Below are 25,927 nucleotides of genomic sequence, written 5' to 3' on the forward strand. Positions count from 1 at the left end.
TTGCCATATTCAGCTCTACAATATCGAAGAGTCCTGTGCTGCCGCTTTTCGCATCGTATCTCGGTGCGGACCCGGCCGGTGTGGGGATGGTCGCCGCCGTATCCGCGTTCACGGGCATCTTCGTCGGCATACCCGCCGGCATGCTCTCAGATAGGGTGGGTCGCCGGCGAATGTTGATCTTTGCCGCCCTCGTCTTCTCAACCGCCCCGTTTCTCTACCTTCTCGTGACGCAGCTCTGGCAGCTAGCCCTTATCCGCCTGTATCATGGCGTTGCAACCGCCGTATTCATACCGGTTGCAATGGCGCTTGTAGTAGATCTCTTCCATAAGGAGAGGGGCGAGAAAATCGGGTGGTTCTCAGCATCGACCCTTATCGGCAGGTTTATGGCGCCGATAGTCGGGGGCGCCGTCATCGGCATGTTGGCGTTGAATCCGGGTATCGGTTACCGAGTTGTTTATCTGGTATGCGGAATAGCCGGCGTGCTTGCTTTGTTGCTCGTTTTCAGTATACCCGACCAGGCTAAAGCTAAGGGGGATGAGCAGCGGTGGGCGGAAAAACTAAGCTCGCTTATGTTTATAGCGCTGACCAATAAGGGAATTCTAATTACAAGCATCGTTGAGGCGGCAATGCTCTTCGCGTATGGAACCTTTGAGACATTTCTGCCGCTCTATTCGATAAAGATAGGCCTGAGTGCATATACGGTCGGGGCCTTTCTCTCGGCGCAAGTAATCACACTGGCGCTTACGAAGCCGATGATGGGCCGGTTCTCTGATAGGCATGGCAGGAAACCCCAGATAATTGTGGGAGCAATAATCGGCGCGCTCTGTGTCGGAAGTATCTCATTGTTTGAATCTTTTCTGCCGTTGCTGGCCTTAAGCATATTGCTGGGGTTAAGTCTTTCCATTGTAACGTCGGCCACTTCGGCCCTTATCGCTGATTTAAGTAGGCGTGAGACCCACGGCTCGGCCATGGGTGTTTTTGGCTCGATAATGGATATCGGGCACACTGCGGGCCCCTTAGCCTCTGGGATTGTAGTAACATATTTTGGCTTCGGAAAGGCCTTTGTGATGGCGTCCCTCATTCTTATAGCGGCCGCTTTTCTATTTTGGCTTGGTGCTGTAGCCGGCGGGTTGGTAGGGCGTATCGAAGAAGTTCACGACGAAACCATTTCCCCATTTAAGTAATTAATGTTAACAATATGGCTATGGGCGAAATCACGAGCTTTCTCCACCACATCGAAGGACAAGAGGAATACGGCGGCCAAATCACGCACCGGCGCACGCTGCCGGCGCGGCCCGCGGCATACACCTCGCCGCGCCACGCGCTCGTCGATGGGGTGAAGGCGAGGCTTGAGCGTATCGGGGCTAAGCGCCTCTACACCCATCAGGCGGACGCCTACGACCTCGCCAAGGAAGGCAAGCATGTCCTGGTGGTAAGCGGGACGGCGAGCGGCAAGAGCCTCTGTTACAATCTCCCCGTCCTCGACGAGTTGCTGGCCAACAAGAAAGCGCGGGCGCTCTATCTCTTCCCGACGAAAGCGCTCGCCCAGGACCAGCTGCGCGCGCTGGGAGAGATGGACTTCCCCGGCGCTTGCGCGACCTACGACGGGGATACCCCGCGCGAGGAGCGCGCCCGCATCCGCCGGCACGCCTCGGTGGTCTTGAGTAACCCGGATATGTTACATGCCGGCATCATGCCGGCGCATAAGCAGTGGGCGGGTTTTTTCTTGAACCTGCGTTACGTGGTCATCGACGAGATACACATCCTGCGCGGCGTCTTCGGCTCGAACGTCGCCCAGGTGATACGGCGCCTGCGCCGCGTCTGCCGGCACTACGGGAGCAGCCCGCAGTTTATTATGGCCTCGGCGACGGTGGCCAACCCGGATGTTTTCGCCAGGCGCCTTACCGGGCTCGATGTCGCGCTCGTCGAGGACGACGGCGCGCCGCGCGGGCGGAAGACCTGGGTCTTCTGGAACCCGCCGCTTCTCGAGGAGAGCCTCAACAAGCGAAAAAGTTCGAACTCGGAGACGACCTGGCTCCTGAGCGAATTGGCCAAAGAGCACCTTCGAACCATCGCTTTCAGCAAGTCGCGAAAGCTCGCCGAGCTTATCTTAAACTATGTCGCCAAAGCGCTCTTCGAGCGCCCCGATATCGCCGGGCGCATCGCCTCGTACCGGGCGGGCTACCTGCCCGCGCAGCGGCGCGCCATCGAGGAGCGCCTCTTCTCGGGCGAACTTCTCGGGGTGTCCACGACCAACGCGCTCGAACTCGGTATCGATGTCGGGGCGCTCGACGCGGCTATTATGAACGGCTTTCCCGGCACCATCAGCTCGACCTGGCAGCAGGCCGGGCGCGCGGGCCGCGCCATCGGCGAATCGCTCGCTATCCTAGTGGCGGGGGCCGACGCGCTCGACCAATACTATATAAACCACCCCGAATTCTTCTTCGGGCAAAGCTTCGAGGAGGCTATCATCGACCTCGACAACGCCAAGATTCTCGGGCGCCACCTCCGATGCGCCGCCTACGAGCTGCCCCTTCGCGAAGAGGACGGGGCCTGCTTCGGCGCCGGCTTTGCCGAGGCGCTGCAGCTACTCACCGCGACCGGCGAACTCAAAGAGCGCAAGGCGCGCTGGTATTTGGGACGCCCCGGCTATCCGGCGGGGGAGACGAACATCCGCTCGGCCTCACAGTTTAGCTACGATATCGTCGAGTCCGACAGCGGACAGCTCTTGGGCGCCAGCGACGCGGCACGCGCTTTCTTCGAGGTGCACCCCGGCGCGGTCTATCTCCACCAGGGCGAGCCCTACGAGGTTCTCGCCCTCGACCTCAAAGAGCGGGTCGCCTTTGTCGAGAAGACCCCGCACGACTACTATACCGAACCGCACGAGGAGACCGACATCTCGGTCATCGCCGAGATAGAGCGGCGCGCGCTCGGGGCGACCGAGTTCTTCTTCGGCCAGGTCGAGGTGGCGACGCACGTCAGCGCGTACCGCCGGAAGCGAACGGTCACACAGGAAATTCTCGGGATGGAGGAGCTGGACCTCCCGCCGGTACGGTTTCAGACCGAGGCGCTCTGGTTTACAGTACCCGATGATATTATAGGCGCGCTCGGCTTGAACGAGTTCGAACTCGCCGGCGGCATCCACGCGGTGGAGCACGCCGCCATAGCTCTCCTTCCCGTCTTCGCGATGTGCGACCGCTGGGACATCGGCGGAGTCTCGACCCCGCTTCACCCGCACACCGGCGGCGCTACCATCTTCATCTACGACGGCTTCGAGGGCGGCATCGGCATCGCGCAGCGCGGTTTTTGGGTGGCGGCGGAGCACCTGGCGCGCACGCTCGCCGCCATCGAGGAATGCCCGTGCAAAGAAGGCTGCCCATCGTGCATCCAGTCGCCCAAGTGCGGCAATTGGAACGAGCCGCTCGACAAGAAAGCGGCGGTCGCGATTTTGAAAGCTATAATAAATATGGGTTAAACCGGCTTGCGCTACGAATCTTATATTTCATGCCCATCGAAATACGCTTGTTGAAATTAATCGTTAATGGTACGATTTCTTCTAAGGTTAAAGGGGGCGACCGGATGCGAACCAGTGTCGATTTGCACAATTTTCTGCAAATGCGTGAAATTCCGCACGAAATCAGCCTTGTCGAGATTTCCACAAGAACCGCGGCTCTCGCGGCCGATTCGCTCGGTTTGGACCGGTCCGAGGTGGGCAAGACCTTGATAATCGACGTAGACGGCAAGCCGCTTGTCGCGATTGTTCCGGGGAATCGCCGCATAGATATCCGCAAGCTCCGCGCGCTCACGGGCGCGGGTAAGGTAAGAATGGTCGAGCCCGAAGATGTCGTCAACCTCACCGGCTATGTCCTCGGCGGCACGCCGCCGATAGCGCACGCGAACGAGATGCCGATATATCTCGACCACAGATTGCTCGGGGTTCCGGTTCTCTACACGAGCGGCGGACAGACCAACACCATCTTAAAGATAAAACCCATCGACCTCATAGAAGTAGGTGGCGCGCAAATCGCCGACCTCGCCGACGACGGGAGAATCTAGCCGTTGGCGGCTACGATTATACGTCTTTTGTTCGCATGGCGCCCCGACGGGTATTGTAGCCTTATGCCCGCCTATATTATTATAATACTAGCGACATTTAATCGAACGGCACGGATTACGGGGTGAACCGTCGTTATTTAGATTTTATTTATAAGGATTTTCAGGGTTTTCCGCGGTCGGGCTAAGATAAGAAGATATGATTTAAGCACGTGTGATGCTACTCCAACCCACTCTTTTCCGCACCAGGTGTTCTAGCCGGACTCGACGCTAATCGCATCCCGCATGTGCGGGGCGAACCACAAAGGTTTGATATGAGCATATTGACCGTTAAAGACGGGCGCTGCGCGGAGTGCTACTCGTGTATCCGCGTGTGCCCGGTAAAAGCGATAAAGATGGCCGCCGGCCGTATAGAGATACTCGATGAGCGCTGCGTCTATTGCGGCCGCTGCTTCGTTGCTTGCACCAAGGGATCGATTAGCCTCGGCGACGACCTCGACCGGGCGCTCGGCTTGCTTTCGTCAGGCCGAAAAACGGTGGCCGTACTTGCGCCCGAATACCTCGCTTCGTTCTACCCGATCAATACGGCGCAGGTGCTTTTTCTCATCGAGCGGGCGGGTTTTTACGGTTGCGAGGATACTATCCTGGGCGAGGAGATGGTCGCTCGCCACTACTTGCGGTACTTTGCCGGCCGGGCCGAGACACCGGTCATACGCTCTACCTGTCCGGCCGCGACTTCCTGGATTGAGAAGTATTACCCGGCGCTCGCCGGCGCGCTCGCGCCCGTCGCCACACCGATGGTCGCGCAGGCAAGGCTGGTAAAGAAGCTTTACGGAGGTGAGGTAGCGGTCGTCTACGCGACGCCTTGCATTGCGGCAAAACACGAGGCCAAGCAAGGCGACGAGGTCGACGCGGTCTTGACCTTCGATGACTTCAAGGAGTTGCTGAGGATAAGATTTTTACAGACGCGGGGCGACCTAGCGGTCAAAGACGAGCCGAAGCCGGCAATCAGGCGCCGTTACTCGGTGCCCGGCGGCTTTCCTCGCCCGACGATCGCGCAACACAGCATGCTCGACCCGGCGCTCATGGTCGTGCGCGGGGTTTCGGACCTTAAGGGGCTGGCCGCCGCCATCGAGCGCGACGAGGTCGGCGCCAAGTTCATCGACATATTGACCTGCAACGGCTGCATCGACGGCCCCGCCATCGACACCGATATCGGAATCCACCTGCGCAAACAGGTGACCGAGCGCGCGTATAAGGAAGGCCTGGTCAAAGCCTCCAGGCAGCTCACCTTCGACCAGCTCGAGCCGTACCTGCCGAAAATCGAGACACATAAATCGTTTACCGGCAAGCAGGTCGATTTGCCGATGCCCGATGACGAAGCGCTCAAGAGAATCTTGGCCGAGGGCGAAAAACATATACCTCGGGATGAACTCGACTGCGGCGCCTGCGGTTACGATACCTGCCGCGAGGAGGCGGTCGCGATATACCAGGGTATCGCCGATTGGAGCATGTGCTTTCCGTTCCAGCGCAAAGTATATATGCGCATCATCAAGCAGCTCCGGGAGACCGCCGTGACCGACGGGCTGACGGGCGTCGCCAACCATAAGAGCTTCATCGAGCGGCTTGGTGTCGAGTTCAACAGGGCGCAGCGCTATGGCTCGGAGCTGTCGCTCATGATGGTCGACATCGATACCTTCAAGAGCATCAACGACACGCACGGCCACCTCGCCGGCGACGAGACGCTCAAGACTATCGCGAAGACGATTAAAGACAACATCCGCCAATCCGACTTCGCGGCGCGCTTCGGAGGCGATGAGTTCGCCTTGATTCTGCCCGAAACCGATGTCGTCAAGGCGCAGAGGGTCGGCGAGAAACTACGCCGCAGGGTCGAGGCGATGTCGATAAGGCTCGCCGACGATACCGCCATCAAGGTTTCGCTCAGCATCGGCCTCAGCTCGATTAATGAGAAGATGCAAGACCCCTTGAGCCTTGTCAAGCGAGCGGACGAAGCGCTTTACGACGCGAAAAAGGCCGGTCGCAACCGGATGGTCGTAGCCGTCGACGAACCCGTTGAGCAGGCGGAAAAGGGGTAGGGATCGTCCGGTAAGCCCGCGATGAAAGCGATTCCTTAAACCAGTTGCGATATCCTGCGACCATCCGGTACCAGCCTTACTATGTAACAAGCTTGTTACTATTTAGAGGAAAATCTTCGACCGATTCGCCGATTTTCATTGCTAATTGTAACTGATTTCGCTAGACTAATTCCTTAACAACCATGCAAACGGTCTAATTCGACAATAATGAACGCCTTCCCTTTTGCCGTAGCGGACCTATCCGCACTAAAGCACTCTAAGAACACATACATGTCTTCCGGCAAAAGGAGCACAAAATACATGAATCGGCCGTGATCAAAGAAGACCAGAATAGCGTAAGGGGTTAGCGTATGAAAAAAGAAGCGGTTTTGGAGACGAGTTTTGCGGGTTTAAACAAGGCGAGAAGCGGCAAGGTGCGCGATGTCTATGAAGTCGACGACAAATTGCTGATCGTCGCCACCGATCGCATCTCGGCGTTTGACGTGATATTGGCGGACGGTGTTCCCGGCAAAGGCATCATCCTTACGCAGATGTCCAAGTTCTGGTTCGACCTGGTAAAAGATATCGTCCCCAACCACCTCGTCTCGACCGAGGTCGAAGAGTATCCGCAAGTTTGCCGGCCGCACGCGGACGGGCTCAGGGGACGGAGCATGCTCGTAAAAAAAGCCGAGCCGCTGCCGGTCGAATGTATCGTTCGCGGCTATATCGCCGGTTCGGCCTGGAACGAATATAAGGCGAGCGGCACAGTCTGCGGGATAGAGCTGCCCGAAGGACTGGTCGAGTCCGACAAGTTCCCGGAGCCGCTATTCACCCCGTCGACGAAAGCGGAGATAGGCGACCACGATGAGAATATCTCTTTCGAGCGGATGAAATCTATCGTCGGCGACGAGATGGGGCGGCGCCTCAGTGATATCAGCATAGCCGTCTATAAGCGGGCCGCCGAGTGGGCGCTCGGGCGCGGGATTATCCTTGCCGACACCAAGTTCGAGTTCGGTATCGCCGACGGCGAACTCATTCTTATCGATGAGATATTCACGCCGGACTCTTCCCGTTTCTGGCTGACGCGCGAGTATGAGGCGGGTAGGGGCCAGGAGAGCCTCGACAAACAGTTCGTCCGCGACTACCTACTTACTACCGGTTGGGACAAGACCCCGCCGCCGCCGAGCCTTCCCGAGGAAGTGGTCGACCAGACCAGGGAGCGCTATTTGGAAGCGTACCGGATCATAACCGGCAAAGAGCTTGAGCCGGTCTAGCATCCTTGCCGAGGTGGCCGATGTCAGGAGTCAAGCCTTGAGTTCGGGGAGTGAGCATAGATGGATAACCGATAGCTGAAGACTTAATCAGGGCTGAAGTCCTGAGCTACTTTTAATATATGTACCGTTAGACAACCCGAGGTATGCGCTATGAGCACAACTAGAAAAATCCCGCGTTGCATGAGCACGCAGCACCCCGACAATGTCACCGCGCCCTTCTTCTCAGCCGACGCGCTTCTCGGCGGGGAGGACGAGATAAAAGAGGCGTATTACGCCTACTCGCACCTCGGCTGCGATGAGCAGATGTGGGATTGTGAGGGAAAAGAGGTCGACAACTACGTCGTAAGGAAGCTTCTCACCCGCTACAAAGAGTACTTCATCGATAACAAGTTGGGGGAGGATGTCTTTTTGACGCTGCGCGTGCCCAATCCGACCGTCGAGCGCGAAGAGGCCAAAGTTTTGCTCGAGACGCTTGAAGGCATACCGCGAGCCTTCGACACGGCCAGGGTGCTCAGCCTCGACAGCCCGGCGCCCGTCTTCGAAGTCATCTTGCCGATGACGACGTCGGCGCGCTGCCTTTACCGCATTTACGTATACTACCGGGATTTCGTAGCCGGCAAGCAGGACAAACTTTTCTGCGAGGGCGATGTCTCCATAGCCGACTGGATAGGCGGCTTCGAGCCGCACGAAGTCCACGTCATCCCGCTTATGGAGAACAAGGAAGGGATGCTCAACGCGCACAATATCGTCGAGGAATATGTCTCCAAGGTGCGGCCGCCATACCAGCGGGTCTTTCTGGCGCGCTCCGACCCGGCGATGAACTACGGCCTGATAAGCTCGGTGCTTTTGAATAAGATAGCGCTCCAGCGACTCCATCGTCTTTCGCGGGATATCGGAATCGAGATATTTCCCATTATCGGCGTCGGCTCCGCGCCGTTTCGCGGCAATCTGAAACCGACCAACGTGATAAATTGTCTCGAGGAATACCCGAGCGTGCAGACCTTCACCGCGCAGTCGGCGTTTAAGTACGATTACCCGGAGCGCGAGGTCATGAGCGCCATAGATACCATCAAGGCCCGGGAGCGTAAGGACCCGACCGAAGTCGACGAGGCCGCGTGTCTGCGCGTCATGGACGCGCTCTCCAGGGAATACACGCGCCAGGTGGAATTGCTGGCGCCGCTTATAAACACGGTAGCGAAGTATGTGCCGGCCCGGCGCAAAAGGAAGCTCCATGTCGGTCTCTTTGGATACGCCCGAAGTGTGGGTTCGGTCTCGCTGCCGCGCGTGATAAGTTTCTGCGCGTCGCTCTATTCTATAGGCCTGCCGCCCGAACTTCTCGCGCTCAACGCGCTCACCGCTGATGACCGGGCGCGCCTTAAAGGGGCCTACCTCCATTTCGAGGATGACCTGCGCGACGCCATGGCATACTTCAACGAGGATGTCCTTGATATCTTGCCCGGCGACCTTGGCGACAATATTCGCCGCGATATCGTCGATTATGAGGTTAACGAGCAGCATCGGGAGATAACCTCGAGGATTATCGACAATATCAAAGAGCAAAAGTTCTCCAATGTTCAGGAGCAAGTCGTCGAAGCGGCGTGGACCAGGCGTTTCTTAGGGTAACAGCCGCCCGCTTTATGTGCGGGCCGGCCATTTCCGGCAGACCAAGTTAAAATCGTCGACGCGCTACCTCGCAGCTCATTTTTTTTGTGCTTGTGCATATGAAACCGGCGCTGATTTCGATATAATCAGGGTATTCTCGAAAGTCGGTGACCGGGGTTAAAAGAAATTTTGTTAGTTCAAGCGAGCTAAATACGAACACTTTTTATTACTTCATAGGCAGCCTTGCCTTTGGCAGCCTGCTCGCCTTGGCCGTCGTCTATCTCGGTACGCGCTTCTTCGACCTGGAGGCCGGCTACTTCTATTTTTTCTTGCTCGCCGCCTCGGCGACGGCCACGATTTTTGTCGCTCTCATTCTTTTCCGTTATATGAGCCAGTCCGAGCATTTTAGGGCGAAGCAATCTTACCACGTTCTTGAAATCACGCGAAAAACCCTGCCGCACCTGAGAAAAGGCCTTAGTATCGATTCGGCGTCGCAGGTCGTCGAGATAGTCTTCAACTATACCGACGCGGTCGCGGTCTCGATAACCGACCGGACGACGATCCTCGCGTTTCACGGTGTCGGCAAAGACCATCACCTGCCGGGAAAGCCGATTTTAACGCGCGCGACCAAAGAGTCGATCGAGACCAATACGACGCGGATTCTCGGTTCGAAAGCCGAGATTGGGTGTCCGGTCGTCAATTGCCAGCTGAAAGCGGCGGCGGTGGTGCCGCTTACGCAGATGGGAAAGGCGATAGGTTCGCTAAAATTTTATTATAGTAACCCGTCGAAACTGACTGAGAGCAGGATTGCTCTGGCCGAGGGCCTGGCCCAACTACTGAGCACGCAGATAGAACTCTCCGAACTCGACCGTCAGACCGAGCTGGCGTACCATGCCGAGCTGAGGGCGTTGCAAGCGCAGATAAACCCGCATTTTCTCTTCAACACGCTCAACACCATCACGGCCTTTATCAGGACCGACCCGCCAAAGGCCCGCAAGCTTCTCATCCAGTTTTCGGACTTCTTCCGCAAGTCTCTGGAGTGGAAAGAGGGCTTCATCACGCTCGCGCAGGAACTCGACTATATCGCGACCTATCTGGTGTTGGAGAAGGCGCGTTTCGGGGAGCGCCTCGATATAAGTTTCGACATCGACCACGAGGCTCAGACCTGCATTTTGCCGGGGCTGACCATCCAGCCTATCGTCGAGAACTCCATCAAGCACGGTTTTTGTGAAGAAAAGCCGTTGGAGATTGAGATAAAAGTAAAAATTGTCGATGATAACCTACAAATAACCGTCATCGACAACGGCAAAGGGATTGCCGAAGAAGAGCTAGACCAGGTATTGAATATTGGTTATGGTAAGGGTATCGGGATTGGGCTAAGCAATGTCAACGAACGCCTGAAGGGCCTTTACGGGCAAGACCACCAGATAACGCTCGAAAGCCGGCCCGGCGCGGGCACGACGGTTCACATAAATATCCCCGTATCCAGGAGCGAAGAACATGAAGTTGAAAACACTTATAGTCGATGACGAGGCGCCGGCGCGCTCCGAACTCCGGTATATGCTCGAGAAGGCTCCGGATGTTCATGTAGTCGGTGAGGCGACGAACGCGAGCGAAGCGCTGGAGTTGATTCGCGCCTTAAACTACGACCTCGTCTTCATAGACATACATATGCCGGGCCTAAGCGGGCTCGACGTTGTCGCTGCCCTGAAAGATTTAGAGCAGATGCCGTCCGTTGTATTTGTGACCGCGTACGGGGAGCACGCCGTGCAAGCCTTTGAGCTGGATGCCGTCGATTATCTGGTCAAGCCGATAGACGAAGACCGTCTGATGAAAGCTATCAGCAAAGTAATTAAGCACCGCGAGACGAAGCCCGCACCTCAAGTCCCGGCCAAAGCCGAGCCGGTCATCGAGATAGAGAGAATACCGGTCGAGAGCAAAGGCAAGACGCTCCTCTTGGCGCTCCAGGACGTAATCTATGTATCGAGCAGAAACGATATCGTCTTTGTGCACACGGCGGACAACACGTACATAACCAAATTTACCCTTAAGACCCTGGAGGATCGCTTGAAGAACAAGTCCTTCCTGCGGGTCCACCGCAGCTACATCGTCAATCTCGCGCATGTCATCGAGATTGTGCCGATGTACGGTCGCAGTTATATTCTGAAGGTTCGCGGCACCCAAAAGAACGAGATCCCGGTAAGCCGCAGGCGCGGTCAAAAGCTCAAAGCCATGCTCGGCATGTAACAGCCAACGTGCCGAAAGTGCACCCGGAAGCGTTTGATAACTTTTTCGCTTACCCTGGGAATGATACGTTCACCTCTAAAAATCGACCGCTTGCTAAATCATTGTTGCCGGGTATGAAATCATCGGTATAGACTTAAGGCTTAACACGGTCATTTGTAGGGCGCATGAACCGGTTGAGCAAAATACGTAACAATCTTGCAGTTTTGTTACATATTATTATTGGCGCGTATAATATGCGCGGGACGCGGGCCTCGAAGGCGGCCTGAAGTTACCTCAAACCGTTTAATCCTATATCTCAACGCTCGCGGGTTTATTCGAACCGTTCACCAATATAAAGTTGTTGTTGTTTGAAGCTCGGCCTATGTTTAAGGATTGTTTCAAATAGCTTGACTGGTGTGCGGGTTTGAGCTATATTATTACATGGTTTGTAGTCATTGTTACGTACTGTTACAAACCATGGAACCCTGAAGAAACCATGACGAGCGCGTCCTGCAAGGACCCCTTATGAATGTCTGTATGTAGTCTCTGGCTGCGCGCACTGTTGCGGCAACCAAGTTAAAGATTTCACATACTCATGTTAATAGCAAGACAATCGATTTCCTTCGGCTTCTGCCGGAGGTTGAAGGCTTAAGCTAAAAACAGTAGGCAGGAGCACCAAGGAGGTTGTATGGGAGCAAAAGGAAAGTACGAACCGCGTTCAATGGACCCGACAAAGTTTAAGGATTATCAGATAGCTCAGGAAGCTGAGAAACATCTGCCGACGACTGAGGAGTGGATTGACAAGCTGGGCCTCGAGAAAGAAGAGATGATTCCCTATGGGAAGACTCCGAGGCTCGACTTCATCAAGATCATGAACCGGCTAAAAGACAAGCCGGACGGAAAGTACATCGAAGTCACCGCTATCACCCCAACCCCTCTCGGCGAGGGTAAAACCACGGTGTCCATGGGCCTCGTTCAGGGCCTCGGTGTGAAGGGCATCAACGTGGGCGGCGCGCTGCGCCAGCCATCGGGCGGCCCGACGATGAACGTCAAGGGCACGGCGGCCGGCGGCGGCAATGCCCTGCTAATCCCGATGACCGAGTTCTCGCTTGGTCTTACCGGTGACATCAACGACATCATGAACGCACACAACCTCGCTATGGTCGCGCTTACCTCGCGCTACCAGCACGAGTGCAACTACACCGACGAAGAGCTCACCAGGCGCGGGCTTAAGCGCCTCGATATCGACCCTAAAAATGTCGAGATGGGCTGGGTCATCGACTTCTGCGCCCAGGCGCTTCGCAATATCACAATCGGTCTTGGCGGCAAGAAAGACGGCTATCCGATGTCGTCGCGGTTTGGTATCGCGGTCGGCTCCGAGCTGATGGCGATTCTCGCCGTCTCTAAAGACCTGGCGGACTTGCGTGACCGTTTGGGCAAGATCACCGTCGCTTGCGACCGGACCGGCAAGCCTATCACCACGTCCGACCTGGATGTAGCAGGCGCCATGACGGCCTGGATGCGTAATACAATCAACCCGACGCTCTGTTATTCGGTCGAGGGCCAGCCGATCCTGATCCACGCGGGCCCGTTCGCAAATATCGCCATCGGCCAGAACTCTATTATCTCCGACCGTTTGGCGCTGAAACTCTTCGACTACACCGTAACCGAGTCCGGCTTCGCCGCCGACATCGGCTTCGAGAAATTCTGGAACGTCAAGTGCCGCCTCAGCGGCAACGTCCCGAATGTATCCGTTATCGTCGCGACTATCAGGGCGATGAAGATGCACGGAGGCGGCCCGAAGGTCGTACCGGGACGCCCGCTTCCGGAAGAGTACACCAGGGAGAATCTCGGCTTGGTCGAAAAGGGCTTCGAGAACTTGCGCCACATGATAGGCGTCGTCAAGAAGTCCGGTATCGTCCCGGTCGTCTGCGTAAACGCGTTCTACACCGACACCCAGGCCGAGACCGACTTGGTCAAGAAACTCTGCGACGAGATAGGTGTTCGTTGCGCGAGGTCCGATCATTGGATGTACGGCGGCGAAGGCGCGGCCGAGTTGGCGGATACCGTCATGGATGCCGCTAACGAGCCGTCCAACTACAAACCGCTTTATCCGCTGGAGTTGCCGCTGCGTCAGCGTGTCGAGATGATCGCCAAGGAAGTCTACGGAGCCGACGGCGTTAGCTTCTCGCCGGTTGCCGAGGAAAAAGCGAAGCGCTTCGAGTCGGACCCGCAGTTCGCGGACTACCAGACTATGATGGTCAAGACACACCTGAGCCTCTCGCACGACCCGACACTCAAGGGTGTGCCGAAGGGCTGGACGTTGCCCATTCGCGATGTCCTGGTCTACAGCGGCGCGAAGTTCCTCTGCCCGATGGCGGGCGATATCAGCCTGATGCCGGGGACGGCATCCGACCCGGCTTACAGAAGAGTCGACGTCGACGTAGAGACCGGCGAGGTAAACGGATTGTTCTAGGAGCCGGTTTTACCCTAAAGCAAATGTAGCTTGTAGCTTGTAGCTTGTAGCTTGGGCGGGCCCATGGGAGCCCGCCCAAGCAAAACTTGTCACCGGGTCGAGGTTTTTAAGTCAATAGCCGCACTCTAGCGGGGCTCGAGCTGTGACGGGAGCTTTACAAAAAGTTTGAATTCAGCAGTAGAAAGTCGGTAAGTTTCAATATGCCTAAGGTTTATTTCTACCCCGACAACCGAGGAGTCGAAGTAGAAGAAGGGGAAAACATTATCCGGGCGGCGATGCTGGCCGGGGTTCATATAAATGCATCTTGTGGCGGGACCGGCACCTGCGGAAAGTGTCGTGTCGTCGTCGACAAGGGTGAGGTAATCAAACATGCGACCGCGAAACTCACACCCGAGCAAATCGAGCAGGGCTACGTGCTTGCGTGCACTACGCAAGTCAAAAGCGACATAGAAGTGCGCGTACCGGTCGAGACCCAGATGGGCGACGGCGGGGCGGCCCTCGAGAGAGAGCACCGACCGGTCAGCCGCGGGTCGGTCTTGACCAGCAAAGACCTGAGCGAACTCTTCGGCGATTTCGAATTAGAACCGGCGACACACAGGTACTACATCGAAATCGCGCCGCCGACACTCGAAGACAATCTCAGCGACCTCGAAAGACTCAAGCGTGAGTTGGCGCGGACCTATCAGGTAGGAGATTTTACGGTCGACCTCGACTGCCTGCGGCGGATGGCGGTAAGGCTTCGCGAAGCCGACTGGAAGGTCACCGCGACCATCATGGAGGGCGCCGACGGCGAATGCCCGCGCCTTATCCGGCTCGATTTGGGCGACCGCTCGCGAACGCATTACGGGCTGGCGGTCGACATCGGCACCACCTCGGTCTATGTCGAGCTTATCGACCTCAATACCAGGGAATCGCTTGGAAGGGTGTCTGAATATAACGCCCAGGTCAGCAGTGGCGAAGACATAATATCGCGCATCGTCTATTCGCTCAAGAGCGACGGGCTTGAGAGGTTGCAGGCGCTGGTAGTCCAAACGATAAACGGCCTCATAGACAGGCTCCTCGATAAAACCGGCGTTGAGCGGGATGATATCGTCTACATGGTCGCCGCCGGCAACACGACGATGGTCCAACTCTTCTACGGAATCAACTCTCGCTACATCCGCGAGGAACCTTATATTCCAACGGTTAACTTTACCCCCACGGTTAAAGCGTCCAATCTCGGCGTAAAGATCGCCGACGGCGCCCGGGTCTATTGTATCCCGGGACGGGCGAGCTACGTGGGCGGCGACATCACCTCAGGCCTTTTGGCATCGGGTGTGTATAAGACGGATAAACTCACCCTCTATATAGATGTCGGCACCAACGGCGAGATGGCGCTCGGCAATGATGAATGGCTCCTCTCCTGCGCGTGCTCGGCGGGCCCGGCTTTCGAGGGCGGTTCGGTCAAGCACGGCATGCGTGCGGTAAAAGGCGCGATAGAGACGGTCCGTATCAGCACCGAAACGCTCGAGCCGATGATTTTGACGATCGGCCAGACCAAACCGAAGGGTATTTGCGGCTCGGGCCTGATAGACGCGCTGGCGGAGCTCTTCTTGACCGGCATCATCGACGAAAAGGGCAAGTTCAAACTCGAGCTTGGGCACCCGAGAATCCGCGAAGGCGGAGGCCAGGGCGAGTATGTGCTCGTCTGGGCCGACGAGTCTGCAACGAAAGAGGATATTGTCATCACCGAGGCCGACATCGACAACCTCATCCGCACCAAGGGTGCGATATACGCCGGCATCACTACGCTCTTGGATTCGATGGAGATGCCGGTGGAAGCGATTGAGCGGGTGCTTATAGCCGGTGGTTTCGGGCGCTACTTGGAGCTTGACCAAGCGATTACCATAGGCCTGCTCCCCGAGTTCACAGAAGAACAAGTGATGTATGTCGGTAACGGCTCTCTGATGGGCGCGCATCTGGTGCTCCTGTCGCAGTCCGCGCGCCGTTCGGCTAAGGATATCGCGCAACGGATGACTTACCTGGAGTTGAGCACACACCCCGGCTTCATGGATAATTATGTCTCGGCGTTGTTTCTGCCGCACACCGATATCGGCGCGTTTCCGTTGACGGCGCGGAGAGTCAAAGAGCGTAGCGGCGTCTACGGCAGCCGAGATGTTCGCTAAGGGCTTGGTTGTTGAGATTTGAGTTCAGAGGCCGTAATCTCAAGTTGAGGCCGCGGAAATTGGTAGAGTATACCAGCGGGCGGGGTTTTAATTTAGCTGCATGTGTAGCAAGCGGAAGGTGTTGAGTTTTGAGTTTTACAATCGCGGTCGCCGGTAAGGGCGGCACAGGAAAGACGACATTGACGAGTATGATCATCGGTCATCTCCTGCGAACGGGGAAGACGCCGGTATTTGCGGTCGACGCGGACGCTAACATAAATTTAAACGAGCAGCTCGGCGTAGAGGTCGATTCGACCATCGGCGGGATGCGCGAGGAACTGAAGGTTAAAATCGGGGCCAACGAGGTTCCGGCCGGCATGACCAAAGATATGTATATGGAATATTTGCTCCAGGATACAGTCGTCGAAAGCACCGGATTCGACCTTCTGGTCATGGGTCGCCCGGAGGGGCCCGGATGTTATTGCGCCGCAAACAATATGCTCAGGCGCTACATCGAGATACTCGCGAAGAACTACCCGTATGTGGTCATCGACAACGAAGCCGGAATGGAGCACTTGAGCCGGCGCACGACGCAAAAGATAGACCTGCTGCTCCTGGTCTCCGAGCCGAGCCCGATAGGGATAATGACTGCGGCCCGGATTCGCGATTTAGCTAAAGAGATGGAAGTAAGCGTGAAGCAAGTCGGTCTCATTATCAATAGAGTCAACGGGGAACTCCCCGCCCGCCTGATGGAAGAGGCGGAGAGCCAAAACCTGGATGTCTTGGGGACGGTCCCGCTCGACGACACCGTCTTCGAGCATGCGCTCAACCGTATCCCGGCGGTCAAGATCCCCGAGAGTTCGCCTGCGGTGCAGGCAATAGACAATATACTTGGCAAGTTGGACATCTAACCGAGGAGGAATGTGAATGACGGCTAAAATTATTGACGGTAAAGCTATTTCGGCCCAAATCCGGGCTGAGCTTGTCGAAGAGGTAAAGAAGCTCCAGGCGGAAACCGGTGTTACTCCGGGTCTCGCGGTGGTTCTGGTCGGAGAGGACCCGGCATCTAAGGTCTATGTCGGCCAAAAAGAGAAAGCCTGTGAAGAGCTGGGGCTCGTATCGAAGAAGTTTGTCCTTTCGGCGGAAGCATCCGAGCAAGAGTTGCTCGACCTCGTTGAGAAGTTAAACAACGACCCGGAAGTCGACGGTATTCTCGTTCAGTTGCCGCTGCCCAAACAGATAGACGAGAACAAGGTCATCGCGGCTATCAATCCCGACAAAGACGTCGACGGGTTTCATCCGGTAAACGTCGGCCGTTTAGTAATTGGGACAGAGGGCTTCAAGCCTTGCACCCCGTATGGCGTTATCCACCTGCTAAAGAGGTCTAACGTTGAGCTTGCGGGAGCCGAGGCTGTCGTCGTGGGCCGGAGCAACATCGTCGGCAAGCCGGTCGCGCTGATGCTCCTGCAGGAGAGCGCTACCGTCACCGTCTGCCACTCGAAGACGAAAGACCTCGGCGAGGTATGCCGCCGCGCGGATGTTCTCGTCGTCGCGACGGGGCGCCCGAACATGATCACCGCGGATATGGTAAAAGACGGCGTCGTCGTAATCGATGTCGGCGTTAACCGCCTCGATACCGGCAAACTCCGCGGCGACGTCGATTTTGAGGCGGTCTCGCGGAAGGCTTCCGCCATAACCCCGGTTCCGGGCGGAGTGGGCCCGATGACCATTGCCATGTTGATGTACAACACGGTAAACTCGGCAAGACGCCGCGCCGGCGTCCCGGTTCTTGCATAGCGAGGGGCACGACCGGGTGCGAACCCGGTGCTTTTGCGGCAAGGGTTGCGCACAACGCTCGCGTAATCGGCGCCCGCGATGGGTGCGGCACATATAGACTATAAGAGGAAGTTTCGAAGAAGGGGGAGAACATATGGCAATTCAGGCACCGACTGAATCATACACCGGTAAGATCAGGGAATTAGTCTTGGGTTCCGATACCCAAGTGGCCGTCGGTGGCGAGAACACACTGCCGTTTTACGGATTTGAAGGCAACATTCCCAACGGGCCAAAAATCGCGATGGAGGTATTTGATACCGCGCCGTCCGATTGGGCCGAGGAGTTAGAAGCGGTCCTCGGCGACGTATGGGGAGACCCGGTCGCGTGGGCGAAGAGGTGCGAGAGCGAGTTCGGCGCGGACATGATATGCTTGCAGCTCGCCGGGACCGACCCGAACGGCGCAAACAGGAGCGCTGAGGACGCGGTCGCGACCGTCAAGGCTGTTATGGACGCGGTGAAGATTCCGCTAATCATCTACGGCAGCGGTAATGCGGACAAAGATAGCGAAGTCTTGAAAGCGGTAGCCGAGGCGACTCAGGGCAAAAATGTCGTCATCGGCCCGGCCGTCGAGGATAACTACAAATCGGTCGCCGCCGCGGCGATGGGCTTTAATGCGAAGGTAGCGGGCGAGACCCCGATCGACGTCAACATGGCTAAGCAGCTCAATATTCTCATGAGCAACCTCGGAGTGCCTGTCGAGAACCTTCTTGTCGACCCGTCGACCGGCGCTCTCGGATACGGTCTCGAGTACTGTTTCTCGGTCAACGAGCGCATCAAACTCGCGGCGCTGACCCAGAACGACAACATGCTCCAATCGCCGACCATCAGCAACCTCGGCAAAGAGGTATGGAAGGCCAAAGAGGCCAAAATCACGCGGGAAGAGGCGCCGCAGTGGGGCGACCAGAAAAAGCGCGGCATCCTCTGGGAGACGCTGACCGCGGTCTCCGTTATGATGGCCGGAGCGGATTTGCTCATCATGAGGCACCCGGAGGCGGTCAAGCTTATCAAGCAGACCATCTCGGAGCTAATGGTTTAAGATAGTAAGTATCAGTTAGGGAAGCACGCGGCCGACCGAAGTCGGGCCGCAAAGATCACTAGATCGAAAGTAAGGAGAGATTATGTCAGACAAGATCAGAAGCGTGGATCCGGCGACAATCGAGATGCTGGAGAAAATCGGCGACATGTCGACCATGTTCAGCCGAGCCGAGGAGATGAGGGCTTGTACCTTCGGCTCCGAAGGAAGCTGCTGCCGGATTTGCGCCATGGGCCCATGCCGCCTTGGCGGAAAAAGCAAAAACGGCAGAGAAAAAACCGGTGTCTGCGGTGCGACTATGCACACCGTCGCCGCCCGTAATCTCGCGCGCTCCGTCGCCGCCGGTGCGTCCGCACACGCGGACCATGGTCGTGCGGTAGCTATGACGTTCCTCGCCGCCGCTAAAGGTGAGGCGCCGGGCTACGGAATCAAAGACGAAACAAAATTGATGGTGGTTGCAGGCCATTTCGGTATCGAGACCGAAGGCAAGACCGTCCAAGAGGTCGCTATCGCTCTCGGCGAGGCCGCACTCGCGGAGTACGGCAAACAAGACGGCACCCCGATGATGTACGTCAAACGTGCCACCGAGAAGCGCAAGAAAATCTGGGACGAGCTTCAAATCTTCCCGCGCGGTTTCGACCGCGAGGTCGTGCAGCTCATGCACCAGACACACGCCGGAACCGACCAGGATGCCGAGCATATCCTGATGTCGTCGATCCGCTGCGCGCTCGCTGACGGCTGGGGCGGCTCCATGATGGCGACCGACCTATCGGATATCATGTTCGGCACGCCGAAGCCGCTTCGCGCAGAGGCGAATCTCGGTATTTTGAAAGAGAAAGAAGTAAATATTATCCTCCACGGCCACGAGCCGCTTCTCTCGGAGAAGATCGTCGACCTTGCGACCAGCCCGGAGATGATAGAGTATGCCAAGAGCAAGGGTGCCGAGGGCATCACGCTCGGCGGTATCTGCTGTACCGGCAACGAGGTCTTGATGCGTCGCGGCGTTGGCCCGGCCGGTAACGTTCTCCAGCAGGAACTCGCTATCGCGACCGGTGTCGTCGATGCGATGATCGTCGACGTCCAGTGCGTCTTCCAGGGTCTCGTCGAGATCGCCGAGAAGTACCATACCAAAGTAATCACGACCAATGAGCGCGCGTTGATGACCGGCGCCGAGCACATCCAGTTCGATGAGCACAACGCGATAGAGACCGCCAAGACCATCGTCAAGGCGGCGGTCGATAACTTCGCGAACCGCAAGGGCGAAGTCTTCATCCCCGACCACAAGAAACCGATGGTCGCCGGCTTCAGCCACGAGTACATCAAATACATGCTCGGCGGCAAGTTCCGCGGCTCGTTCCGTCCGCTAAATGACGCCATCATCAGCGGCCGTATCCAGGGTGCGGCGGCCATCGTCGGGTGCAACAACCCGCGTACCACGCACGACGATTCACATAGGTTCCTCATTGAGGAATTTATTAAACGTGATATTCTCGTCGTCGTGACCGGTTGCGCCGCGCAAGGCGCCGCAAAAGCCGGCTATCTGACGCCCGAGACGATGGAGATGGCAGGCCCGGGTCTCAAGGAGATTTGTGAGACCGTCGGTATCCCGCCGGTACTCCATCTCGGCTCCTGCGTCGACAACAGCCGCATACTCACCGTCCTCAACGAGATCGTCGCCGAAGGCGGCCTTGGCGAAGACGTAAGCGACCTGCCGGCAGTCGGCATGGCTCCCGAGTGGTATTCGGAGAAAGCGCTCACCATCGCACTCTACTGTGTCGCCAGCGGCGCGGATGTCATCTTCGGCGGCGTCGGGGCGCCGTATCGCGCGAGCACAGAGATGATGAGCCTCACGACCGAGGGCTTTAAAGAGAAGTTCGGCGCGACGTTTGAATTCTACCCGACAAAAGAGGAGATTCTCGAAGCGACGGTCAACAAGATTCAAGCGAAGAGAAAAGCTCTGGGTATCGATACCCAGAAAGAAAGAGTCCTCTTCGATATGGAGATGAGGAGGGAACTGAATGTCTAAGATTATTGCAACCTCAGCTATCAGGGGCGCGCATGAGACCGTCAATCTCGCGGAAGCGAAGATTAAAGAGGCTATCGATTCTAAAGGCGCGAATCATGAAGTAGCGTTCCCGAATACCGGCTACTTTCTCCCGGTCATCTACGCGTTGACCGGTGAGAAGGTCGAGAAAGTCTCCGATATGGAGAAAGTTCTCAAAATCGCGAAGGACCTCCTTCCGGAGGAGCCGAGCGAGAGCCTGTGGCTCCCGTACCTCGGCGGTACTCTGGATGCGGGCATCGCGACGCTCTTCGGCGCCGAGATGATAATGGCGCTTCGCTACATCGGCATCGGTGACGCGCCCGTGACCGACCTCTACGTCGGCGCCGCCGATGATGTCATCATGCGCGCCCGAGGCGTCGAGTTCGTGGATGGTTCGGCTCCGGGTTTTGCCGCGATAGTCGGCGCCGCCCCCAGCGTTGAACAGGCCGTTTCTATGGCTCGCGACCTGCAGCAGAAGAACCTCTATACCTTTATCGCCGGCTCGACCGACGGCGTATGCTTCGCCGACCAGCTCGTCGAGGGCGGCGTGGAAATCGGTTGGGATACCCGTCTCGTCCCGTTCGACCCGCACGTCTACGGGCATATCTACTCGATTGGTTTCGCCACCAGGGCCGCTATGGCCTTCGGCGGTGTCCAGCCGGGCGATTATGAGAGAACCCTTCGTTACAACAAGAACCGCGTCTTCGCGTTCGTCGTCGCACTCGGTGAAGTCGACCCGGTCAAATACGCGGCGGCCGCCGGCGCCATCAACTATGGTTTCCCGGCAATCGCCGACACCAATATCCCGGAAATACTTCCGACCGGTGTCTGTACCTACGAGCATGTCGTCGCAAACGTGCCGTTTGAGGACATCATCCAGAAAGCAATCGAAGTTCGCGGCTTGAAGATCAAAATCGACAAGGTGCCGATTCCGGTCGCCTACGGCGCGGCCTTCGAGGGTGAGCGTATCCGTAAGGATGATCTCTACTGCGAGTTCGGCGGCTCCAAGAGCGAAGCATTCGAGCTTCTGCAGATGAAAGATATGGATGAGGTAGAGGACAACAAGATAGAGCTTGTCGGTCCCGACCTTAAAGACATGGAAGAGAAGAAGGCGTACCCGATGGCAATCGTCGTCGATGTCGCCGGCCGCAAGATGCAAAAAGACTTCGAGCCGATTCTCGAGCGCCAGATACACCATCTCATCAACGGGGCGGAGGGCGTCATGCACGTCTCTCAGCGTGATGTTATGTGGATTCGCGTCGGCAAGAAAGCCGTCGAAAAAGGCTTCGGACTCGCCGACATCGGCCGCATCCTGCACACCAAGATACTCAACGAGTTCCCGGCAATCGTCGACAAGGTCCAGGTGACAATCTACACCGAAGCCGAAAAAGTCCACGAACTGCTCGAGATAGCCCGCAAGGAGTATCACGACCGCGATGAGCGCGTCTCGGGCTTGACCGACGAGAACGTCGATACGTTCTACAGCTGCACGCTCTGCCAGTCGTTCGCCCCGACCCACCTCTGCATCATCACACCGCAGCGCCTGGGTCTGTGCGGCGCTTACAACTGGCTCGACGGCAAGGCATCCTTCGAGATCAACCCGACCGGCCCGAACCAGCCTGTCCTCAAGGGCGAGACCCTAAACGAGGAAAAAGGCGAGTGGGCGGGGATCAACGAGTATCTCGCACGCGCGTCGAACGGCGCTATCCAGAGGCTCTATGCCTACTCCATGATGGAGAACCCGATGACCTCCTGCGGTTGCTTCGAGGCCATCATCGCCCATCTGCCGCTCGTCGACGAGGATACCGGAGATGTCAGAAGCGGCTTCATGGTCGTCAACCGCGACTATGCGGGCCAGACCCCGTTCGGTATGACCTTCTCGACCATGGCGGGCCTTGTCGGCGGCGGTCTGCAAAACCCGGGTATGGCCGGCGTTGGAAAGTACTTCCTCGGCAGCCCGAAATTCCTATCGGCCGACGGCGGTTTCGCCCGCGTCGTATGGATGCCGAAAGAGCTTAAAGAACAGCTCGCCGGTATCCTCGAAGGGCAAGCGGAGCGCGTCGGCGACCCCGACTTTCTCAACAAGATAGCGGATGAGACGAATGCGCTCACCATGGAAGATGTCATGACGTTTGCGAAGTCCAAGAACCATCCGGCGCTCGCGTTGGATATGCTCGGCTAATATAGACTCGACGCGGGAGGCGGGGCGCTTTGCCGCGCCCCGCTCCGCGTGATTTTTTTCTAGCGATGGCCGTATGGCCGAATGAACGATTAACCTTTGTGGAGGTGAGTGAATGTGGCTTTAACCGGAATGGATATTTTTAAACAGCTCCCAAAGACTAACTGCGGCGAGTGTGGGATTCCCACCTGTTTGGCGTTCGCGATGAAGCTTGCCGCCGGCGGCGCTTCTCTCGAACAGTGCCCGCACGTTAGTGAGGAAGCAAAAGCACTGCTCTCCGAGGCGTCCGCGCCTCCGATGCGCGGTGTGACGATAGGTGAGGGTGAATACGCGCTCAAGATTGGTGAGGAACTCGTAATGCACAGGCACGAGAAGACCTTCTTTAACCCGCCGGGCCTGGCACTCCTTGTTGAGGATACGGAAGACGGCGCGGCCGTCGACGCGAAACTAGCCGCGCTAAAGGAGGCTACCTATGAGCGTGTCGGCCAGACGTTGCGCGCCGACCTAGTCGCGGTCAAGAACTCTTCGGGTGACGCGAGCACCTTTAGCGATATGGTGAAAAAAGTAATGGCGGGCATCTCATACCCGCTTGTTTTAATGGCGGACGCGGCGGCTATAGATGCCGCGATGTCGGCCGCCGGCCCCGTAAAACCATTGCTCCATGCGGCGACCGCCGACAACCTCGACGCGATGGCGGCGCTTGCCAAGAAATACGGCGCTCCGCTCGCCGTCAAACCGGCCTCCCTCGATGAGCTGGCCGAGTTGACGACGAAACTCGCCGGCATGGGCCTTAAAGACCTCGTCATCGATATGGGTACGCGCACCCTAAAAGAGACCTTCCAGAACCTGGTCTTTACGCGGCGCCTGGCTCTCAAGAAGAAACAGCGCCCGTTCGGGTATCCGACTATAACGTTCCCCGCCGAGGAGACAGCGGACGATATGATGGAGACCGTCCACGCGGCCGTCTACACCATCAAGTACGGCGGTATCATGGTGCTCAAAGACCTCAGCCCAGAGAAGGCCTATGCCCTCTACGTCTTGAGGCAGAACGTATATACAGACCCGCAGCGTCCGATGCAGGTCGATCAGGGCGTCTACCCGATAAACAACCCGACCGAGGACTCGCCGTTCCTGGTCACTACCAACTTCTCGCTTACATATTTCATCGTTTCGAGCGAGGTTGAAGGAAGCAAGATGCCGGCGTGGCTCGGTATCGTCGATGTCGACGGCCTCTCGACGCTTACCGCGTGGGCGGCCGGCAAATTCGTGCCGGAGAGAATCGCCGCCTTCGTCAACAAGAGCGACATTCTCGAAAAGATCAAGCATAAGACCGTCGTTATTCCGGGCTATGTCGCACAGATAAGCGGCGAACTCGAAGAAGAACTCCAGGGCTGGAAGATAGTCGTCGGCCCGCGTGAAGCGGCCGATATCCCGGCCTTCCTGAAGAGTTTTCAGACGGTTACGGTTTAGTTTACATATGAGGGACGAACCATTAGTGGGTTAGCGATAAGCCGATCACTAACCCACTAATGTCATCTCGGTTGCGGCGTAATAGTTGAGAATTGCAAATTATTGGGGAGTCGAGCGATTTGCAATTCGACAATTAATATTCTTCGATCAATCATCTTTTTTGTAGTAGTGAGTAGAGGAAAGGTTGCTACTATGGCGAGTGAAGCTACGAACGTAAATTCTCAGAGCGAAGCCTTTGAGACATGGATAAAAGACCAGCCGCTCAAGCCGCCGTGCGCAAGCGCGTGCCCGGTCAACGCGGATATCCAGTCGTTTGTGAGCCTTGTTGCCCAGGGCAGGTTCAAGGAGTCGCTGGAAGCGGTGCGGGAGCGCTGCACATTGCCGGGCTCGCTTGGACGCATCTGTCACCACCCGTGCGAGGGCGAGTGCCGTCGCAACGACGTGGAGGGCGCGGTAAACATCAGGGCCATCAAACGTTTTGCATCGGATGTCTGCGCGGATGAACCCGCCTCGGACGCGGTTCCGAAGACGCGGGGCAAGCGGGTCGCCATCATCGGCGGCGGCGTCGCCGGATTGACCGCCGCTTACGACCTGGCCAAGGACGGCTTCGATGTCACAATCTACGAGCAAAACGACGCCTGCGGCGGCGCGATATATACCGGCGTTCCCAAATACCGCCTCCCAAAAGAGGTTGTCGCGCGGGATGTCGCGGCTATCGAGTCGCTCGGGGTGACGATTAAGACGAACACCGCCATCGGCAGGGACGTCGCCTTCGACGACCTCGCCAAAGACTACGACGCGGTCCTTATAGCCATCGGCCTCACGGTGAGCAGGGGTATCCCGATACCCGGCCACGACGCCGACGGCGTCCTCTTGGCGCTGCCGGTCTTAAAAGAGGCCAACTTCAATGATAACGCCGTCATCGGCAAGCGGGTCGTCGTCATCGGCGGCGGCAACGTCGCGTTCGACGTGGCGCGCTCGGCGAAGCGTATGGGTGCCGAGGAGGTCAGTCTCTGCTGCCTCGAGTGCGAGGACGAGATACCGGCGTTCAGCTGGGAGCTGGGCGAAGCGCGCGAAGAAGGTATAATTATCAACCCCTCTTGGGGCCCGAAAGAGATAAGGGTCGAGGACGGCAAGGTGTCGGCGATAAGCTTTAAGCGCTGCTCGCGCGTCTTCGACGAAAAAGGCATCTTCAACCCGGCCTATGACGAGAACGAGATTCTCGGAATCGAGGCGGACAATGTGGTCTTCGCCATCGGCCAGGGCGCCGATATGAACGGCTTTACCGGGACCTCGCTCGAGGTCGACGAGCGCGGCCGCATCGAGTGGGATGCGCTAACCCTCAAGACCAACCTCCCGAACGTCTTCGCGTCCGGTGAGGTCGTCACCGGCCCCGGTTCCGCCGTCGCGGCGATGCGAAACGCGCACCACGCCGCCACCGCCATCGAGCGTTTTTTGACCACCGGCACCGCCGGCGCGGTTGTCGTGCCCGAGCCGCTCGCTATCGGCAGGCTT

The 25,927-nt window shown here is 57.3% G+C and carries 17 protein-coding genes; all 17 read left to right on the top strand.

What is annotated here, in order from left to right:
* The first annotated feature begins 35 nt into the window (after window positions 1-35).
* Window positions 36-1,184, top strand: coding sequence for an MFS transporter (locus tag KGZ93_03525; GenBank protein MBS3908685.1), 1,149 nt, complete (start codon window positions 36-38; stop codon window positions 1,182-1,184).
* A gap of 14 nt (window positions 1,185-1,198) precedes the next feature.
* Window positions 1,199-3,475 carry a DEAD/DEAH box helicase gene (locus KGZ93_03530; GenBank protein MBS3908686.1) on the top strand — a complete coding sequence of 759 codons (2,277 nt, stop codon included), beginning with the start codon at window positions 1,199-1,201 and terminating at the stop codon, window positions 3,473-3,475.
* A 104-nt stretch (window positions 3,476-3,579) separates the two neighbouring features.
* On the top strand, window positions 3,580-4,056 hold the full coding sequence (locus KGZ93_03535; protein MBS3908687.1) for a YbaK/EbsC family protein: 477 nt from the start codon (window positions 3,580-3,582) through the stop codon (window positions 4,054-4,056).
* A gap of 311 nt (window positions 4,057-4,367) precedes the next feature.
* On the top strand, window positions 4,368-6,149 hold the full coding sequence (locus tag KGZ93_03540) for a diguanylate cyclase (protein MBS3908688.1): 1,782 nt from the start codon (window positions 4,368-4,370) through the stop codon (window positions 6,147-6,149).
* A 350-nt stretch (window positions 6,150-6,499) separates the two neighbouring features.
* Window positions 6,500-7,402 carry a phosphoribosylaminoimidazolesuccinocarboxamide synthase gene (locus KGZ93_03545; GenBank protein ID MBS3908689.1) on the top strand — a complete coding sequence of 301 codons (903 nt, stop codon included), beginning with the start codon at window positions 6,500-6,502 and terminating at the stop codon, window positions 7,400-7,402.
* Between the two features lie 150 nt (window positions 7,403-7,552).
* Window positions 7,553-9,025 (top strand): phosphoenolpyruvate carboxylase, encoded by a 1,473-nt coding sequence (locus KGZ93_03550; protein MBS3908690.1) that lies wholly within the window; start codon window positions 7,553-7,555, stop codon window positions 9,023-9,025.
* Window positions 9,026-9,171: 146 nt separating this feature from the next.
* Window positions 9,172-10,533, top strand: a complete 1,362-nt coding sequence (locus KGZ93_03555) for a histidine kinase (protein MBS3908691.1) — start codon at window positions 9,172-9,174, stop codon at window positions 10,531-10,533.
* Window positions 10,505-11,251: a response regulator gene (locus tag KGZ93_03560; protein MBS3908692.1), complete on the top strand. Its 747-nt coding sequence runs from the start codon at window positions 10,505-10,507 to the stop codon at window positions 11,249-11,251. Before KGZ93_03555 ends, KGZ93_03560 begins: the two co-directional genes overlap by 29 nt.
* Before the next feature lie 667 nt (window positions 11,252-11,918).
* Window positions 11,919-13,706, top strand: coding sequence for a formate--tetrahydrofolate ligase (locus KGZ93_03565; GenBank protein ID MBS3908693.1), 1,788 nt, complete (start codon window positions 11,919-11,921; stop codon window positions 13,704-13,706).
* 200 nt (window positions 13,707-13,906) lie between these two features.
* Window positions 13,907-15,871, top strand: coding sequence for a DUF4445 domain-containing protein (locus KGZ93_03570; GenBank protein ID MBS3908694.1), 1,965 nt, complete (start codon window positions 13,907-13,909; stop codon window positions 15,869-15,871).
* Between the two features lie 128 nt (window positions 15,872-15,999).
* The gene (locus KGZ93_03575) at window positions 16,000-16,761 is read left to right on the top strand and encodes an AAA family ATPase (protein MBS3908695.1); all 762 of its coding nucleotides are present in this window, start codon (window positions 16,000-16,002) and stop codon (window positions 16,759-16,761) included.
* A gap of 16 nt (window positions 16,762-16,777) precedes the next feature.
* The gene (folD, locus tag KGZ93_03580) at window positions 16,778-17,647 is read left to right on the top strand and encodes a bifunctional methylenetetrahydrofolate dehydrogenase/methenyltetrahydrofolate cyclohydrolase FolD (GenBank protein ID MBS3908696.1); all 870 of its coding nucleotides are present in this window, start codon (window positions 16,778-16,780) and stop codon (window positions 17,645-17,647) included.
* 133 nt (window positions 17,648-17,780) lie between these two features.
* Entirely contained in the window at window positions 17,781-18,722 is a 942-nt protein-coding gene (locus tag KGZ93_03585; GenBank protein MBS3908697.1) for an acetyl-CoA decarbonylase/synthase complex subunit delta, read from the top strand.
* Between the two features lie 82 nt (window positions 18,723-18,804).
* The gene (gene cooS / locus KGZ93_03590) at window positions 18,805-20,745 is read left to right on the top strand and encodes an anaerobic carbon-monoxide dehydrogenase catalytic subunit (protein ID MBS3908698.1); all 1,941 of its coding nucleotides are present in this window, start codon (window positions 18,805-18,807) and stop codon (window positions 20,743-20,745) included.
* The gene (cdhC, locus tag KGZ93_03595; GenBank protein MBS3908699.1) at window positions 20,738-22,945 is read left to right on the top strand and encodes a CO dehydrogenase/CO-methylating acetyl-CoA synthase complex subunit beta; all 2,208 of its coding nucleotides are present in this window, start codon (window positions 20,738-20,740) and stop codon (window positions 22,943-22,945) included. Before cooS ends, cdhC begins: the two co-directional genes overlap by 8 nt.
* A gap of 114 nt (window positions 22,946-23,059) precedes the next feature.
* The gene (locus KGZ93_03600) at window positions 23,060-24,412 is read left to right on the top strand and encodes an acetyl-CoA decarbonylase/synthase complex subunit gamma (GenBank protein MBS3908700.1); all 1,353 of its coding nucleotides are present in this window, start codon (window positions 23,060-23,062) and stop codon (window positions 24,410-24,412) included.
* A 192-nt stretch (window positions 24,413-24,604) separates the two neighbouring features.
* A partial coding sequence (locus tag KGZ93_03605; GenBank protein MBS3908701.1) for an FAD-dependent oxidoreductase occupies window positions 24,605-25,927 on the top strand: 1,323 nt, incomplete at its 3' end.

It is taken from the genome of Actinomycetota bacterium, from assembly GCA_018333515.1.
Lineage (GTDB): Bacteria > Actinomycetota > Aquicultoria > Aquicultorales > Aquicultoraceae > Aquicultor.

Excerpts from the sequence above, each read along its gene's own strand:
- KGZ93_03545 (MBS3908689.1), top strand. The coding sequence starts at position 6,500 with ATGAAAAAAGAAGCGGTTTTGGAGACGAGTTTTGCGGGTTTAAACAAG.
- KGZ93_03570 (MBS3908694.1), top strand. The coding sequence starts at position 13,907 with ATGCCTAAGGTTTATTTCTACCCCGACAACCGAGGAGTCGAAGTAGAA.
- KGZ93_03530 (MBS3908686.1), top strand. The coding sequence starts at position 1,199 with ATGGCTATGGGCGAAATCACGAGCTTTCTCCACCACATCGAAGGACAA.
- KGZ93_03560 (MBS3908692.1), top strand. The coding sequence starts at position 10,505 with ATGAAGTTGAAAACACTTATAGTCGATGACGAGGCGCCGGCGCGCTCC.
- folD (MBS3908696.1), top strand. The coding sequence starts at position 16,778 with ATGACGGCTAAAATTATTGACGGTAAAGCTATTTCGGCCCAAATCCGG.
- KGZ93_03565 (MBS3908693.1), top strand. The coding sequence starts at position 11,919 with ATGGGAGCAAAAGGAAAGTACGAACCGCGTTCAATGGACCCGACAAAG.
- KGZ93_03550 (MBS3908690.1), top strand. The coding sequence starts at position 7,553 with ATGAGCACAACTAGAAAAATCCCGCGTTGCATGAGCACGCAGCACCCC.
- KGZ93_03585 (MBS3908697.1), top strand. The coding sequence starts at position 17,781 with ATGGCAATTCAGGCACCGACTGAATCATACACCGGTAAGATCAGGGAA.
- KGZ93_03540 (MBS3908688.1), top strand. The coding sequence starts at position 4,368 with ATGAGCATATTGACCGTTAAAGACGGGCGCTGCGCGGAGTGCTACTCG.
- cdhC (MBS3908699.1), top strand. The coding sequence starts at position 20,738 with ATGTCTAAGATTATTGCAACCTCAGCTATCAGGGGCGCGCATGAGACC.
- cooS (MBS3908698.1), top strand. The coding sequence starts at position 18,805 with ATGTCAGACAAGATCAGAAGCGTGGATCCGGCGACAATCGAGATGCTG.
- KGZ93_03535 (MBS3908687.1), top strand. The coding sequence starts at position 3,580 with ATGCGAACCAGTGTCGATTTGCACAATTTTCTGCAAATGCGTGAAATT.